Genomic DNA, 15,837 nt, shown 5'->3' on the forward strand with positions numbered 1-15,837 from the left:
GCGTTTATGCAGCCTTCGTTGTGAAATTCTTGATCGATTCACGTGCGGACTGACTGAGAGTCGTAAACTTCACGCCATACTTCACCGGCTCTACGGCGGCGCCGCTGTCCTTCACGTATTGTTTGCTGACGATCTGGCAGACCGCATTGAATGGCGGCACACCGTCGCCCGGTTGGAAATGCAGGAACAGGCTTTGTCCCGGCTGCAGATTCGGAGTGTCGATAAGAACCCCTGCTCCACCAGCACTGATTTCCAGGGCCTGACCGCGGAAAACTGTTTTGTTATTATGAACAATCAAAGAGGCACCATAAGAGGCGCGCACATGACGACGACGGAAGAAGATCTCAGCCACGTCAGCTTCCTTGGAATCTTTCATCACACGGATGCTTTCCGCAGAGAAGTCCTCCACCTCGGCGACTCTTTTCCAGGAAGGAAGCTTCGAGTGCCAGATGTAGTCGTATTCGTACAGCGCTTTTTCCTGCAGCATCTGGATCAGCTCCAGCTGGCAGAACGGACCATAGTTGTTACCCTCTTTCAGGATAAACCATTCTTTGTCTTTCAAAGCGAGCTTGCTTAACAATGACGCCGGAGACGCCGAAGGTCGAGTCGCAGGCTTTTGTGCCAGTTTCGCAGAAAACTCCGGATGCTCCAGCAGCATCAGCCACTCACCCAGCGCTTCGTCGTAGATGTAATCCGTCCACTGGTTCTCTTGGGTTTCGATCTTTTTTAAAACTGTCTCAAGATTGAACGGCCCGATATGAGTCCCATTGTTCGAAAGATAATACTGTTTTCCCATGCTCTCGATACTCCTGTTCCGCACTATTCGGCACAAACAGAAGATGACTTAACTGTAGGATATTAGACAATTTGTTGGTAATTTGTTTGGGAAATTTCGTCGAAGTTCTCGACAATAAATACAGTTAAAGGCTTCCTCACACTTACCCGACAAGATTACTGCCAGTTAAGAAATAGGGATCTTAAACCGAATAGAGTTTATGGTATTCATACAGAAGAAAGAAATGAAAACACGAAAAAACATCCTGATCGTGGACAACAACTGTGAGCTTGAGCAACTGGTGAAAGAACCCTTGCTGAAGCAACTTGAAAACTCGGGGGTTTCTCCGATTGTGGTCCGTGCAAAGGATGGCGCCGAAGCTGCCATCAAATCAGAGAACCAAAAATTCGACGTCGTGCTGATTGATACCGAAGTGCCGCGCCTGATGGACGGCGGTTTCGTTTATGGTATCCATACTTATAAGAATACCCAGGATGCCGAGTTGATTGTGATCTCACAACGAGACTCATCGGATCTGCCGGAAAGCCTGCAGTCTTCAAAGTTCTTTAAAAAACCTGTTTCTCCGAACGAACTGATCAACGCGATGATCTCTGTTCTGAATGCCCAACACCACGGTACGGGCGCGAAAGAACCGGCGACAGCCGCAGCGGCCTCCAAGTATGCCGTGGATGTGCGGGTGATCAATGCCGTCATCAAGGCCACAACTCACGTGCTGGGTCAGTTTGGCTGCCCTTCTGTGAAAATGGAAAAAGCCGGCCCCAAGTCCCCGCACGATCCCATGATGGGGGAAGTTTCCTCGGTCGTGGAGATCAAGTCCCAGGCATTCCAGGGACACTTGTGCATTTCCTTTGATAAAGGCAGCTTCCTGGAAGTTGTGTCCTCAATGCTGATGGAAGAACAAACTGAATTGAACAAAGACAATCAGGATGCCGTCGGAGAGATCAATAATATTATCTTTGGTAACGCCAAGGCGGAAATCAGTTCCTATGGCGTACAGATGACCGTGCCAAAAGTTCTTTTGGGCAACGGCCAGAATGTGCCCTGCGCACAAGGCTCCGCGGGGATGATGATTCCTTTTGCCACTGAAAAAGGAAAGTTCTACATCACCGTCGTCGCCCTGCCTCTGGCCAAAGCCGCTTAGTCCATCCCGATCGCCCGCTTCCATTCCGGAGTGGGCTCTATCAGCTTTCTTTCTTTCATATCAAACAGACCAAATGTAAAGACCGCTTCGCTGGCAACACTGCCGTCGTCCTTGATCATCTGCTGTTTCATCTGGCCGATCTTGCCTTTGTAGCCCAGCATTTCCAATGTAATGGTGATGTTTTCACGCAGTAAAACCTCGCGCTGGAATTTCAGATTCACCTCCAGAATCACCGGGCCCTGCTTCAGCTTTTGAATGTCCTTGAATCCGTAACCGCGACTGGTGATGGCTTCCCAGCGGGCTTCTTCGTACAACGCCAAATAGGTGGCATTGTTCATGTGACCCAAAGAATCCACATGGTGCTCTTTGATAGTGACTTTATAATTATTCAAAACAGACATGGAAAGCTCCTTAAGACTATTTCAATGCTTCACGAACATAGGCCGACGCCTGATCCAGGGCCCACACCACCACCGCAATCACGACAATGATACAACCCACTTCACGCCACATCGCCTGCCCCTGATACTGCACCAGCATTGTGCCGATACCGCCACCACCGACCAGACCGATGATCGTCGCCATGCGCACGTTGATGTCCCAGCGATAGACCGTAAATGAAATATAAGGCAAAAGCACCTGAGGAACAATCGCATACCAAATCGTTTGCAGTTTATTGGCGCCCGTGGATTCAATGGCTTCAATGGGGCCTTCTTCAACGGATTCAACCATCTCGGAATATTGTTTGGCCAGTGAAGCAATCGAATGAATCATCAATGCCAGCATGCCGGCAAAGGGACCAATTCCCACCCACACTGAAAAGATAATCGCCCAGATCAAGGCTTCAATAGAACGAGTGACGTTCAGGAAGGTTCGCATGACAAAATAAACCACCCGCGCCCAAGGCCCCTGCATGATATTCTTTGCGCAGACAAAGCTAAGTAAAAATGCCACCGGGATCGCGAGCGTTGTTGCCAGAAACGCCATAAAGATGGTTTCAATAATGTTTAACACCGCTCGGGGTAAAACATCCCAGTTCGGGTCTAACAGGCCTTTGAACAATCGCACGGCGCCCGCAAAACCATTCTGATCAAAAAGTTCCACAAACGAAAATTCAGTCTTGATCACAGCCACAGTCAGCGTGGCGAACAGCGACACCATCAACTGCCAGCACCAGAACGTGCGATACCAGGGGCGATCGTCTTCCACACCCGGATAAGATCCGAACAAGCGTGCACCCAGCGTGACGACTTTACGCGATGAAAGCGCCAGACTGATTCCACACCCGACGACAAAGAACAATAAAGCCAGGGCAGAAACCAGGCCCAGCTGCAAAAGCTGCTCTTCCGAGGTGACAAACAAAGCTGCCGCCAGAAGGCACAGTAAAAATCCAAAGACGATGCCGTCAAATATCGTTCGGCGCAACATCCTGTGCTCCTTCCCCGTAAATACGTCGGAACCATTCTTCGGTGATTTCTTCAGGTTTTCCGCGGAAGACGATCTCGCCATCTTTCAGCGCCACCACCCGGCTGGCGTATTTTCTGACCAAAGACAGGAAATGCAGATTGGCGATCACGGTGATGCCCATTTCCTGATTGATCTTGCGCAAATAATCCATGACCACGTGGCAGGTCGCCGGATCCAAGGAAGACACCGGTTCGTCCGCCAAAAGCAATGTCGGTTTTTGCATCAATGCTCTGGCAATGGCAACGCGCTGTTTTTGCCCGCCCGACAACTGATCCGCGCGCAGCGATGCCTTTTCAGCGATACCCACCAACCGCAGGTTTTCTTTCGCTTCAGATCTTTCCTGGCCAGAAAACATCCCCCACAAACTTTGCCAGGTGGATTTTGCCGCCAGTCGACCCATCAGAACATTTTTTAAAACACTTTGACGTGGGATCAGATTGAAGTGCTGAAAGATCATCGCCATCTTGCTGCGCACACTGCGAATCTTCGTGACATCCTGCAGCTGTCCGATTTCCTGCCCTGAAAAATAGATGTTCCCGGAGGTCGGCTTCTGCAGACGGTTCAGACATCGCAGCAATGTCGACTTGCCGGAACCACTCAGACCGATCACCACCAGGAATTCCCCGGGATGAACCTCCAGATTGATATTTTTCAGCGCCTGCACCCCGTTGGGATAGGTCTTGGACAGGTTTTCAACGCGCAACAGGGCTTCAGCCACAATCACTTCCCTTCCGGAGCCAGCGTCGACAGCATTTCGCGAACGCTGTCATAGTCACTGTCGGTGGATTTCTTCAAGTTTGTCGCGCCCAACATCAAATCCAAAGATTTCTGTCCTTCAGGTGTGGCAGCAAACTGCAAAAGGGTGTCGACGATCTTTTCTTTCATTTCTTCCGGCATGTCTTTGCGGAAGACGATCGGATCATTCGGAATGGGTTCGGACAATTCGATGATCTTCACTTTTTGTTCGACATCAGGATACTGGGTCTTCACCAGACGGCGGGCGTCTTCAAGCTGCCCGTTTTGTGGAGGGCTGTAATAAGTCGCACCGGCATCCACCTGCCCTTGATAGATCATGGTCACAACGGAATCATGCTTCATCGCAAAGACAGTGTCTTTCGGTTCGATCTTGCGGTCCTTCAATGTTTTTAGAGGCAGCAGATAACCCGACGTCGACGCCGGATCCACAAAGGCCACTTTCTTTCCGTGCAGGTCCTTCAGCGTTTTGACTTTTCCATCGGCCCGGGCCAGGAACTGTGACTGGTAAGTTGCAGACCCATAACGAATCACTGTCAGACGGGCTTCGACGCCGTATTGCTTGTGAGCCAGATAGTATCCGTAGGTGTTGATAGCTGCCACATCCGCACGCTTGGTGCCGAAGGATTCCACCACCGCCACAAAGTTCTGAGGAATGGTGATCTGAAATTTATAAGGTGTGTTCTTTTCCAGATAATCCTTCAGAATCTGCGAATTGTCGGTCAGAACTTTGGCATCAACGGCGGGGACCAAATGAAACTTGATCGGGTTTTCGACCGTCCCCAAAACATCTTTCTTCAGATGACATCCACCCAATACAACAGGTCCACACAGAACCATGCCAAGAAGAAGTTTCTTCATGCTGTTTGCCTCCCAAAATCATTATAGAAAACCCCCAAGCACGGGCAAGAAAAGTCTTTGATTTCACTGGACTTGTATGGCTAGATGGCCCCTATGCTGGAACAGATTCTTGTTAATATTCAGGACCTCACAAAACAGGGCAAAACCAGCCTTGCGGTCTTCGACCTCGACTCCACTTTATTTGATGTCAGTCCCCGCCTTGAAAGAATCCTTCTGGATTTCGCGGCCTCGCCATTGAATCAAAAAAAATTCCCTGAACAAGTGGCGTTGCTAAAGAACATCAAGACTCTGAGAACTGACTGGGGCATCGTCGGCGCCCTGACCCGTGCCGGACTGGACGGTCACCATCCGGAGTTCCAGGAAGCCGTGAAAGCCTATTGGCAGAAAAGTTTTTTCTCGAACCACTATCTGCAGTTTGATGCCCCTTATGAAGGTGCGGTTGAATTTGTAAATGCAGTTTCAGACGCTGGCGCCCACGTTGTGTATCTGACCGGCCGGGATGTCGAACGCATGGGTGGAAGCTCGGGCGAAGTGATTGCTCAATGGGGGTTCCCGTTGAATGAAAAAGCCGAGCTGGTTTTGAAACCTCATCGCAGCATGGACGATGCCAAGTTCAAAACGGACTGGTTCCTGGATGCCCAGTGCAAAAATTATGAATCTATTTATTTCTTTGAAAATGAACCGGTGAATTTACATCACCTGGCTCAGCACTGTCCCAAGGTACAGATGATTTTCTTTGAAAGCACCCACGCAGGCAAAGCCGAGCCACCGGAAAACCTTCCGCGCATCATGAACTTCCTGCTGAATCAGAAGGAGTCCTGATGTTGTACGTGGTGGCCACCCCGATTGGTGATATCAATGAAATTTCCCAGCGTGCTCTGGAAATATTGAAAACCTGCGATCTGGTGATCTGCGAAAGCACGAAGGAAGCTTCAAAACTTCTGCGCGCCCACGGCATCACCGGCAAAACTTATGAAGTCCTGGATGAACATTCCACCCCGGACGACAAAGCCTCGTTGGCTGCCATGTGCGCCAATCAAACGGTGGCTTTGGTTTCTGACTGTGGCACGCCGGGATTCTGTGATCCGGGTGCTGATGTTGTGCGCCTGTGCCGTCAGAAAAACATCCCGGTAAAATCTGTGCTGGGCGCTTCGGCCCTGATGGGATTGTTGTCATTAAGCGGTCAGCGCATTGATGAATTCGTGTTTCGCGGATTCCTGCCGGCAGAAAACGAAGCCCGTGCCCGGGCTTTGAAAGAACTGACCAAAGAAAAACGCGCCATCATTCTGATGGACACTCCTTACCGTCTGAAGAAAACCCTGAACGACATGAAAGAGCACTTCTCTCAACGTCGCTTCCTGCTGACAATGAATCTGTCACAGGAAGAAGAAGTGGTGATTGAAGGACCGATCGACAAACTGATCGGCGGCCTGAAAGCCGACAAGGCCGAATTCATGCTGCTGATGTATCCGGTTTAATTGATGAGCCAGGACCTGCTGCTTCCCATAGACAGTTTTGTTCCCCAGATTCAAAGCCTGCTGAAGAACGGCCAGAATCTTGTGATCACTGCCGCACCGGGCGCGGGTAAAACCACCCGTCTGCCTCCGGCCCTGCTGCAGGTCACTTCAAAAAAAGTCATCGTACTGGAACCGCGCCGAATGGCTGCAATTGCAGCCGCCCACCGCATCGCCGAAGAACAAGGCTGGCAGGTCGGCGAAGAAATCGGCTATCAGGTTCGCTTTGCCAATAAAACTTCGAATAAAACCCGCCTGGTCTTTATGACCGAAGCGCTGCTGGCGCGTCAGATGATCGAAGACCCGGAACTTTCCGAAGTCGAACTGGTGATTCTGGATGAATTCCACGAGCGCTCCATGCATGTGGATTTGGCCTTGGGACTTTTGCGTGAACTGCAAGAGCTTGGCCGGGATATCAAGATTCTGGTGATGTCCGCCACCCTGGAAGCTGAAAAGATCGCAAGCTATTTAGGCGACTGCCCCATTGTCAGCGTGCCGGGAAAATTGTTTGATCTGGATGTACGCTATCAAAAGGGATCACAACAACTGCAAACCTTTCCGCAGTTCTTTGATTCCGTCGTTCAGACCGTCAAAGAAGCGCAACTGCAAACCCGTCATGATATTCTGGTGTTCCTGCCGGGCGTTGGTGAAATCGACCGGGCCAAAGATGCTTTGCAGACCTGGGCCGATAGCAAGAACATCGAACTGGTGCCATTGCATGGTTCCTTGAATCTGGAAGATCAGCGCCGTGCTTTAAAAAAGACTTCACAACAACGCGTGATCCTTTCCACCAATATTGCTGAATCCTCGGTCACCATTGATGGTGTGAACACGGTTATCGATTCGGGCCTTGCTAAAAACATGAAGCAGGATCACCGCACCGGATTTTCCCGTCTGGAACTGGGACGCATCAGCCTGTCCAGCGCCATTCAGCGCTCGGGCCGTGCCGCCCGCCAGTTTCCGGGTGTCGCATATCGCATGTGGAATAAAATGGATGAACTGTCCTTCGGCAAAAGCGAAGTGGCTGAAATCCAGCGCGTGGACCTGACTGAAAGTTTGTTGTTCTTAAGCGCTCAAGGTGTCACTGATTTTGATTCTTTCAGCTGGTTTGAAAAACCTCAGAAAGTGGCCATTGAAAATGCCCTTCGCTACCTGCGCATTGCTGGCGCCATTGATGATGGCAACAAGATCACAGCCCTGGGCCGCAAGATCCTGCACTTCCCACTGCCCGTGCGTCTGGCAAAACTGATGCTGGTGGGAATGGATCTGGGCGCCATTGAATTGGCGTCAGAGATGGCGGCCTTGCTGCAAGAACGTGACATCCTAAGACGTGAATCCATAGCCTCGTTCCTGGGTGACAATCTGGAATGCGACTTAAGTGCGCGTCTGGAGGTTTTACATCAGTTCCGATTAAGCAAGAAAGCCCCTGCAGGCAGTGCTTACTTCTCGTTGCAAACGGTGGATCAGTCGGCTCGCCAGATTCAGGAACTGGCCAAGCGACTGCAAAAGTCCTCGGACACTCCGACAGCGGCTCTTAAGAAAGACCAGCAGCTGGCCCTGACTAAAAAAATCCTGCTGACAGCTTATGCCGATCGCCTGTGCCGACGACGCGGAAAAACCGAACGCGCCCTGATGGTGGGTGGTCGTGGAGTAAAACTGCAAAATGAAACTCTGGTGAAAAATTCTGAATTCTTTGCCGCTCTGAATGGCGTGGAAGGCAGTTCAGACGCTGAAACCATGGTAAGCCTTGCTTGTGGTGCGGATAAAGACTTCGTTCTGGATCTTTTCCGCAATGACATTGTCAAAACCCGCGATGTGTCCTTTGTCGAAGAAAAAGGACAGTTCTTCACCCGCGAATACCGATCTTTGTACGGTCTTCCTTTGGAAGAGCCTTCGCTCAGTCCCGCTTCTGCAACCGAAGTTTCTGAAAAGCTGCCACAGATTCTGGCCGACAAGTTTGATCTGGTTTTAAAAACCAACGAAGCCTTGTCACACTGGTGGGAACGGCTGCAGTTCCTGCAACAGCAAGAGGATCTGAATCTTGATATTGAAAAGCTGAAGATCGAAGCCTTCACTCAAGCCTGCATGGGTGAAAGCAAGATGCAGACGGTGATGGAAAAAGATCTTTGTTTCTTCTTTGAAAGTGTTCTGCCATCTGAAACGGCAAACACCCTGCGCCGGGAAATCCCCGACCGCATTGAAGTCCCCAGCGGCAGCAAGATCCGCGTGATTTATCCTTCCGACAAACCACCGTATCTGGAAGTACGCATTCAGGAGGTGTTCGGCCTGATGCAGACACCGAAGGTTTACAAACAAACCATTCCAATCACATTACATTTGCTGGGACCGAATTTCCGTCCGGTGCAGGTGACTTCAAGTCTGGAAAGCTTCTGGAAAAACGGATACCCGGAAGTGCGCAAAGAATTGCGCATCAAGTATCCAAAGCACCAATGGCCCGAAGACCCGGCCGACGGAATCCCCGAAGCCAAAGGCCGCCGTCGCCACTAAAAGGTACCTGCTTACTTTTTCCGAAGCAGTGCGCCACTATTCTTTGAGCATTGCTTTCACATACTGCTGAATCTTTGGTGAAAGATAGTCTTTCGCAGTGGGATCAAAGATGTAATAAGAAATGATCTCGGCGAATGATTCATGCGTATTGGTCATGGAATACACCGTCGGGAATCCATAGCGAATTCCCAACTCGCGGTCTTGAGCATAAGCCAGCGCACTTTGTTTGTTTCCAACCAACGCCAGAATATTTTTAAAGTCCAATTGGGATTGATGATAGTCCACCCCGCCGATCACGTGGTCTTTGCCGTCCCAGTGCCAGCCGACGCTGTCGTAAAATTCCTGCGAAGTTGAAACATGCCCCAGCGCCACATCAAAGACATGCACCAGTTCGTGGAAGACATTGATCTGTTTGCGATCCACTTTGGCGTAAGGATCCATAAATGAAGTTCCGGTAAAGAATGAGTCCGAGAAACCAATGACGTTAGTGACCGGATTGACCCACAACAAAGCTTTGTCCCGGCTGCGCACGAACTCGGCCCGGCGTTTGGAAATATTGTTGTACCAGGTGGCTCCGTAACCCACGCGATGGATTTTGGTGATGCCTTTGGTTTTGATCACTTCCAACAGAGAAGCCAGGCGCGGATCATTGATGTTGGCCAGATACTGGCTGACGATTTGTTTTTCGGCTTCAGACCAGGGGCGGAATTCCACAGCCTCACAGAACGAATGATGGGGAAACTTGTCATTGCAGGTGAATTCGTCCTCGAAAGTCATCACATCCAGCGCACTTTGGGGACGGGCTTGCGCCTGAGCCACGGAAAGGCAGGTGACCAACCCCAGAACAAACGACAAAAATGGGCGAAACAAGGGCATGCGGCCTCCAATATACGGGCTCTGATTCACTTAAAGTGACTCTGATATTGGGAAAAGCAATGCCGGTGCCATTGGAACTGAATTAGCGAGTGATTTTGAGCAAAAAAAAGGCCTCTTTCGAGGCCTTTTTCTTAGTGTACTTTAGCTTCTGCGGGAATGCCTTCGCAGGCACAAGTGCCTTGCATTTCGGCCTGTTCCTCTTCCTTGGCTTCAACTTGAGCCAGGAAAGAAGCACAGCGGAAGGACAGATCGAACAGAGTATCCACGTCGATCACGAACTTCTCGTCTCCGAATTTTACGGAAACCCAGTTTTCAGCTACTTCTTCGAAAGCAATTTGCTCTGCTTCGATGAATTTAGTCGTTTTCATTAGCCCCTCATTGAGTAGTAACCGATTACCAAACCTGGCTCGAACGCAAATGGAACTGACTCAAGATTTGGTTCATCAGTCAAACGGCCTTGTTCTTTACCCGCTACATCTTCTTTAGCCATGAATGATGGCAAAGGCAGGCGTGGAGCTTGTTTCGCAGCCATGTAAACCTGATTTTGGTAGGCTTCATCTTTCAAAGTGATCTTGTCGCCCACTTTGATGATCTGGGAACCGATGTTTACTTTCTTGCCGTTCACAAGAACTTTACCGTGGGAAACCAACTGTCTTGCTGCAGGGATACTGGCAGCAAAGCCAAGGCGGAATACAACGTTGTCCAAGCGTTTTTCCAGCAAGTTAACCAAAGCTTCAACCCAGTTGGTGGCTTTGGATTTTTTAGCTTTATTGATCAAACGACGGAACTGCTCCTCGCGCAGGCCGTAGTGGAATCTCAGCTTTTGTTTTTCCTCAAGTTGCAAAGCGAATTCAGAGTACTTTCGGCGACGAAGGCCGTGCTGACCTGGAGGATATGGGCGTCTTTCCAGAGCGCCCGCCTTCCCCATACCGGGAAGTTCGGTCAAAAGTCTTCTCTGTCTTTTAAAACGTGGCGTTTTACCTTGTCTGTTCATAGATTATTTCATCCTTCAATGTCGTCAGACGATTTAAAAGCACCCTGCGCGAAAGAACAGCATTTCATTGAAAACAAGCGTGAATGAAAACGTGAGGAAAGCGCATTGAAAAGAAGTTGAGATTGAAAACGAACTGAAGTGCCAACTGAAAATGAAATTAATACCCAGATTTGATAAGACCAAAAAAAAGCCCCCGAAATGGGAGCTTTAAAAGTAAAAGCCGGTCAAAAGGGCTCAAGCGCAAGGCGGAGGGTCATCCTCGCAGTGCAGGCGTGCTCTAAGCACGTCGGAGCGAGAAGATGGCCCGACAACGCAGTCGATTGGGCCCTTTTCACCGGCTCAGTGGCGGTAGCTACTACCAGCCACTCAGACGTCTGCGACTTCTTCTCTTACGTACCGGGGCAACTGTACCGTTGCTTTCCTGATGCGGAGTCGAAGTTGGCACCGTCTGGATTTGTTCTGTCTGCTTCATAGCCGAACTCCTTTCGCCTAGATTAAGATCACCCTTAGTATCTCAGAAACGCACAGCGGCAAGCGAACCATTTAATATGAAGGTTGAGTCATGAAAACCGGATGAGAATATCTTGGAGCTCAAAACAGACCACGGACCACCCACAGGGGCCCGATCAGTAGATACTGTAAGTCTTTGAAAAAAGATGGCTTTTTGCCTTCAAGGTGATGGCCATAAAATTGCCCCACCCACGCCAGAACGAATATCAGGACTAACGGCCAGATCGGTGACACCCAAAGACTAAGTACGTAAACCAAAGCATAACTCAGAACCAGTTGCCCCAACATTACCAGAAAAACCTTTGGTCCGAGGGTCATATACCAGCCCAAGGCCACCGCAATCAGCAGCTCGCCCAGTTTAATCGGTCCCAGGTTCACAGGGATTTGCAGAAGCATTCCTACGATAGAAAAAAAGATCAGAGGCACACAGATCTTATGCAGGCGCTGATTGACGGGATGCTGGTGGCTTTCACTGTATTCAGCGAACCATTGCTCCAGCGACTTCATATCACTTCACCGTCGCCACAGGGCCAACAACAGTGGCACCGGCTGGAACTTCGCGGATCACGACGGCATTCGCACCGACAAGTGCACCGTCGCCGATTGTGATCGGGCCCAGGATCTTGGCACCCGTTCCGATCAGCACTTTGTTGCCCACAGTGGGATGGCGCTTCACCGGATCAAACTTCAGTCCGCCCAAAGTCACACCGTGAAAGATAATGCAGTCATCACCGATCACTGCAGTTTCACCAATCACCACGCCGAAACCGTGATCGATCACCAGACGTTTTCCCAAAGTGGCGCCGGGATGAATTTCAATACCGGTCAACCAACGGGAAATCTCGGCCACCAAACGGGCCAGGAAAAACAATTTCATGGAATAAAGCTCATGAGCAATACGATGCAATCCCACGGCCTTCGGGCCCGGATAAAGCAAAGCGATCTCCCACAGGGATTTTGCCGCCGGGTCGTAGTTCTTATAAGTGCGCAGGAATTCCAAAATGCCGCTAATCATGTGCTTCTTTTCTAGTATTTCTCGTTCATATCATCGAGCAGGAAATAGCGATCAAACAGTTCGCTATAACGGGACCACTTTTCACCGGAACCGCGCTCGTTATCCATCAGAGTTTTCACGGTGGCGACCTTGCTGTCGAAATCATCCACCATGGCCACCACCATCGCCTCCAGGAACTTCGGACGCTTGGGCGATCCGTATTCAAGTTTGCCATGATGACTTAAGATAATGTGCTTGCAGATGTCACGCAGTTCTTCAGAAAAACCCAGGATACGTGAGGACTTCTTGTCTATCAGCTCACAGGCGATTTGCATGTGCCCAATCAGACGGCCGCGATCCGTGTAGGAAATTCCATTGTCATACGACAGCTCCCACACTTTACCGATATCGTGAAAAATCGCACCGAACAAAAGTAAATCACGATTCAGGAACGAATAGTGTGTCCCCATAAAATCCATGATTTTACAGATGGAAAGAATATGCTCCAGCAATCCACCCATCCACGCGTGGTGAATGCTTTTAGCGGCCGGTGCACGCAGCACCATCGGACGGATCTCAGGATCTTCCAAGGTGTCCGTCACCAACTGGCGCAGATAATCGTTTTTCATCGAACGCACCAACTGCGTCAGCTCTGCCATCATGTCTTCGGCATTGCGGGCGGTGGCAGGAATGAAATCCGCCATATCCACAGTCGAAGCCTCCACACGCTCCAGGCGATGCACGATCAGTTGTTTGCGGTGCTGAAAGATCTGAACCAGACCTTTTACTCTGAGAATGTCGCCGATTTCAAATTCACGAGCCAGCTCGTCCACGCGGTCCCACAGACGGGCGTCGATAGTGCCCGTGGCATCACCCAATTGCAGACCCATAAAAGGACGGCCGTTTTTACCGACGGAAACATTCTTTTCCTTCACCAGGAAAAGAGCGTCGACATTGCTTTTATCCTGAAGACTTTGGACAGTTTGTTTTTCCATCAGCGCTCCTCGCAGAAGAATTGGGGCTGTTGAGAGTTGGTGAATCGAACCTGGGCCAGATGCACATCCGCCCCTTTTTCCGCCGCGAACAGGAAGCTTCCACCCAGCACGCTCAAGTATCTGTCTTGCGTGCTGTTGACCTTCAGTCCTTCGGCCTTCATTTTCTTGAAGAACTCATCAGTGATATCAAAGTACTGATTACACCCGGCACCAAAGATCTCGCTGCCCAGCCGGCGTTTGCGCGCCTTGCTTAAGAACAAAACCTTCTTGCCCGTGGCATCAGTGAACTCTGGAAAATCAAAGCCCACATAAAAAGTGCCACGGCGATCGGTGATAAAACGTGAAAGATCAATCGTGCCCCCGCCGCGCGGAAGCTGGATCTTGATGGCTTCGCCTTCAACCACACCGGCATTTTTTTCAACCAGATAAACAGTCAATTCAGAAAAGATCAGGTTCTTACCCAAGGCAGCCCCATGGCCGTCTGCTGCAGGCTTGAACTCCAAAAGGTCCCAGGCCTTGGTGGGAATTTTAACTTCTTCAGGAACATCCTCGAATTTTATTTCCTGATAATCAGCCACGTGGTAACCGGGCTCCTTGGTGCAGGCTCCCAGCAAAAGAAACATCCAGATACTTGCGGCCTGGACGGAACGTTTCATTACTCAGACTCCAGTTGATCCCTCAACTCCAGCAGTGGCAGATAATTTGGTTCAGCCTGCAAACCGGCGCGTACATAGTCGTAAGCCATAGGACGGTTGTTGCTCTTCACCATCACCCACGCCAAGCCGTACAAAGTCGGAGCACTTCGTTTGTCAGTGCTATAGATATGAGTATAAGACGTCTGGGCACAATTCACATCCTGCGTGATAATGCAGATGTCACCCATCAATAGATTCTTCACAGAAATCTGGGACAGCTCCGGCATTTTCAGGATTCCCAAAGCTTCCGGCAGACGCCCCACTTTGGAAAGATAGCTGGCCTGAGTCACCAGAACATACGGGTCCTTCGGAGCTTCGGCCAAAGCCTCTTGCAGTACTTTAGAGGCATCCGAGTCACGATTGACTTCCATCAAACAGACCGAGCGCAGGGCTTTCAATTCAGCATGCGGAGATTGTTTTTTAAATGCTTCCGCACAGTACTTTTCCAGATAATCCCACTGCGTGAAACGCCACTCCACCTGCAATGGATGGATGTAATTGCGGGCCTGACCCGGCATTTCTGCCAGGAACTGCACAACAGCACGGTTCACCCCGTCCACATCACCCATCAGACTTTGTGCATACACCAGGAACAGCAAAAGCTCCTGACGAAGATACCCGGTCTTTTGGATATTGGCTTTGATATCGCCCACCAGTTGGTTCAGGAAGTTCGGATCATTGACGGTTTTTGCATATTCCACGGACGCCATGGCTTTACCAAACAGCGCCAGCACTGAACCAGGATTTTTGCGATAGATCGAATCAAAGTCGCGCATCGCTTCGCCGTAGTTCCCCTTTTTCAACTGGATAATCGCCAGATTCAAAAGAGCAGAAATATTAAATGGCTCATGCCCGATGGCTTTTTGCAAAGTGTCTTCAGCTTGTTTCAGGTCCCCGTCCATCATATAGGACACGGCAATCCCCAGATACGCATCGACGATTTCGCTGCGACTGCGGTTTTCCTGAACCAGGGCTCTTTCCAGAATACGACGGCCCATCAGACTTTGACGGTCTTCAGAAATCAGCACTGTCGCCATCTGCACCTGTGCTTCCGCATCAGGCTCCTTCAGTTTGGAGGCGCGCTGATAGGATTCCAGGGATCTTTCATACAAGCCCAGGGACTTGTAACGCAAAGCCTGGCTCATCAGTTCTTCATAGCCCAGGGATTTGTTTTTGTCTTTCTGAGAAAGTGTGACGAAGACCACACCCACCACGGCCACCGCCGCCGCCAGGATTCCCCAGCGCATAAGATTGGACTTTTCACGGATTTTACCCTGCAAACGGGTGTCGCCCGTGGCGCCATAACTTTTTGCAGCCGTTGCGTTCACTGCTGCGCGATTCGCCGGCGTCTGCACCAACGGAGTCACGTCTTTGATGTCGCGAATCGGTGGCGGAGTCAGATCCAGATGCGGCACCGGTGTCGGCGTCAGGTCATCGGTCACTGGCAATACATCAGTCCTTGTCATCGTGTGATGAGCAATGGACTGGGTCATGGTTTGTTCAGAGTGGGAATCCTGCTCTTCACGGATGTTTTTGACGATATCCATGAACAACTTGTTTTCACGGATGTAGCTCCAACGGCCTTCCGGCTGGCGAACTTCATCGATGATGGACACCTGTTTTGAGCGCAATTGCTCGGTGACTTCAGCAAGAGTGAATGGGCCCAGAATCCTCGTGGAGGATTTAACCAACCAGTTCTTTTCTGTGCTGCTCATCACGTTGTCACCGCTCAT

At 50.3% G+C, this 15,837-nt stretch carries 17 protein-coding genes; 4 read left to right on the forward strand and 13 right to left on the reverse strand.

Annotated elements, in window-relative coordinates; genetic code table 11:
* Window positions 1-4 precede the first annotated feature (4 nt).
* Window positions 5-796, reverse strand: coding sequence for a GYF domain-containing protein (locus BDT_RS15205; RefSeq protein ID WP_015092124.1), 792 nt, complete (start codon window positions 794-796; stop codon window positions 5-7).
* 223 nt (window positions 797-1,019) lie between these two features.
* On the opposite strand from BDT_RS15205, the gene BDT_RS15210 reads away from it, so the two are divergent.
* Complete coding sequence (locus BDT_RS15210; protein WP_235046153.1) at window positions 1,020-1,937, forward strand: chemotaxis protein CheX; 918 nt, start codon at window positions 1,020-1,022, stop codon at window positions 1,935-1,937.
* Here BDT_RS15210 and BDT_RS15215 read toward each other — a convergent pair.
* The 4 genes from BDT_RS15215 to phnD are packed head-to-tail and all read right to left on the reverse strand — an operon-like array spanning window position 1,934 to window position 5,018.
* Window positions 1,934-2,338, reverse strand: coding sequence for an acyl-CoA thioesterase (locus BDT_RS15215; RefSeq protein WP_015092126.1), 405 nt, complete (start codon window positions 2,336-2,338; stop codon window positions 1,934-1,936). The genes BDT_RS15210 and BDT_RS15215 overlap by 4 nt on opposite strands.
* Window positions 2,339-2,354: 16 nt before the next feature.
* Window positions 2,355-3,365 (reverse strand): phosphonate ABC transporter, permease protein PhnE, encoded by a 1,011-nt coding sequence (phnE, locus tag BDT_RS15220; protein WP_015092127.1) that lies wholly within the window; start codon window positions 3,363-3,365, stop codon window positions 2,355-2,357.
* On the reverse strand, window positions 3,343-4,128 hold the full coding sequence (gene phnC / locus BDT_RS15225) for a phosphonate ABC transporter ATP-binding protein (RefSeq protein ID WP_015092128.1): 786 nt from the start codon (window positions 4,126-4,128) through the stop codon (window positions 3,343-3,345). Before phnC ends, phnE begins: the two co-directional genes overlap by 23 nt.
* A complete protein-coding gene (gene phnD, locus BDT_RS15230; protein ID WP_015092129.1) occupies window positions 4,125-5,018 on the reverse strand; it encodes a phosphate/phosphite/phosphonate ABC transporter substrate-binding protein in 894 nt (297 codons plus the stop codon). Before phnD ends, phnC begins: the two co-directional genes overlap by 4 nt.
* Window positions 5,019-5,111: 93 nt before the next feature.
* Here phnD and BDT_RS15235 point away from each other — a divergent pair, with 93 nt between their 5' ends.
* The 3 genes from BDT_RS15235 to hrpB are packed head-to-tail and all read left to right on the forward strand — an operon-like array spanning window position 5,112 to window position 9,040.
* Window positions 5,112-5,840, forward strand: coding sequence for an HAD family hydrolase (locus BDT_RS15235; protein WP_015092130.1), 729 nt, complete (start codon window positions 5,112-5,114; stop codon window positions 5,838-5,840).
* On the forward strand, window positions 5,840-6,496 hold the full coding sequence (gene rsmI / locus BDT_RS15240) for a 16S rRNA (cytidine(1402)-2'-O)-methyltransferase (RefSeq protein ID WP_015092131.1): 657 nt from the start codon (window positions 5,840-5,842) through the stop codon (window positions 6,494-6,496). The genes BDT_RS15235 and rsmI overlap by 1 nt, the downstream gene beginning before the upstream one ends.
* A gap of 3 nt (window positions 6,497-6,499) precedes the next feature.
* On the forward strand, window positions 6,500-9,040 hold the full coding sequence (hrpB, locus tag BDT_RS15245; protein ID WP_015092132.1) for an ATP-dependent helicase HrpB: 2,541 nt from the start codon (window positions 6,500-6,502) through the stop codon (window positions 9,038-9,040).
* A gap of 36 nt (window positions 9,041-9,076) precedes the next feature.
* Here the strand turns inward: hrpB and BDT_RS15250 are convergent, their stop codons facing one another.
* The 8 genes from BDT_RS15250 to BDT_RS15285 form a co-directional block, all read right to left on the reverse strand.
* Window positions 9,077-9,916, reverse strand: coding sequence for a hypothetical protein (locus BDT_RS15250; RefSeq protein WP_200859540.1), 840 nt, complete (start codon window positions 9,914-9,916; stop codon window positions 9,077-9,079).
* A gap of 131 nt (window positions 9,917-10,047) precedes the next feature.
* Complete coding sequence (locus BDT_RS15255; protein ID WP_015092134.1) at window positions 10,048-10,284, reverse strand: hypothetical protein; 237 nt, start codon at window positions 10,282-10,284, stop codon at window positions 10,048-10,050.
* Window positions 10,284-10,910 carry a 30S ribosomal protein S4 gene (rpsD, locus tag BDT_RS15260; protein ID WP_015092135.1) on the reverse strand — a complete coding sequence of 209 codons (627 nt, stop codon included), beginning with the start codon at window positions 10,908-10,910 and terminating at the stop codon, window positions 10,284-10,286. The genes BDT_RS15255 and rpsD overlap by 1 nt, the downstream gene beginning before the upstream one ends.
* 591 nt (window positions 10,911-11,501) lie before the next feature.
* Window positions 11,502-11,927, reverse strand: coding sequence for an Mpo1 family 2-hydroxy fatty acid dioxygenase (locus BDT_RS15265; RefSeq protein ID WP_015092136.1), 426 nt, complete (start codon window positions 11,925-11,927; stop codon window positions 11,502-11,504).
* A 1-nt stretch (window position 11,928) separates the two neighbouring features.
* On the reverse strand, window positions 11,929-12,435 hold the full coding sequence (gene cysE / locus BDT_RS15270) for a serine O-acetyltransferase (RefSeq protein ID WP_015092137.1): 507 nt from the start codon (window positions 12,433-12,435) through the stop codon (window positions 11,929-11,931).
* An 11-nt stretch (window positions 12,436-12,446) separates the two neighbouring features.
* Window positions 12,447-13,409: a 3'-5' exoribonuclease YhaM family protein gene (locus tag BDT_RS15275; RefSeq protein WP_015092138.1), complete on the reverse strand. Its 963-nt coding sequence runs from the start codon at window positions 13,407-13,409 to the stop codon at window positions 12,447-12,449.
* Window positions 13,409-14,065 (reverse strand): hypothetical protein, encoded by a 657-nt coding sequence (locus tag BDT_RS15280; protein WP_015092139.1) that lies wholly within the window; start codon window positions 14,063-14,065, stop codon window positions 13,409-13,411. The genes BDT_RS15275 and BDT_RS15280 overlap by 1 nt, the downstream gene beginning before the upstream one ends.
* Window positions 14,065-15,837, reverse strand: a complete 1,773-nt coding sequence (locus BDT_RS15285) for a tetratricopeptide repeat protein (RefSeq protein WP_015092140.1) — start codon at window positions 15,835-15,837, stop codon at window positions 14,065-14,067. Before BDT_RS15285 ends, BDT_RS15280 begins: the two co-directional genes overlap by 1 nt.

This window comes from Bdellovibrio bacteriovorus str. Tiberius (genome assembly GCF_000317895.1).
In the GTDB taxonomy this organism is placed as follows: domain Bacteria; phylum Bdellovibrionota; class Bdellovibrionia; order Bdellovibrionales; family Bdellovibrionaceae; genus Bdellovibrio; species Bdellovibrio bacteriovorus_F.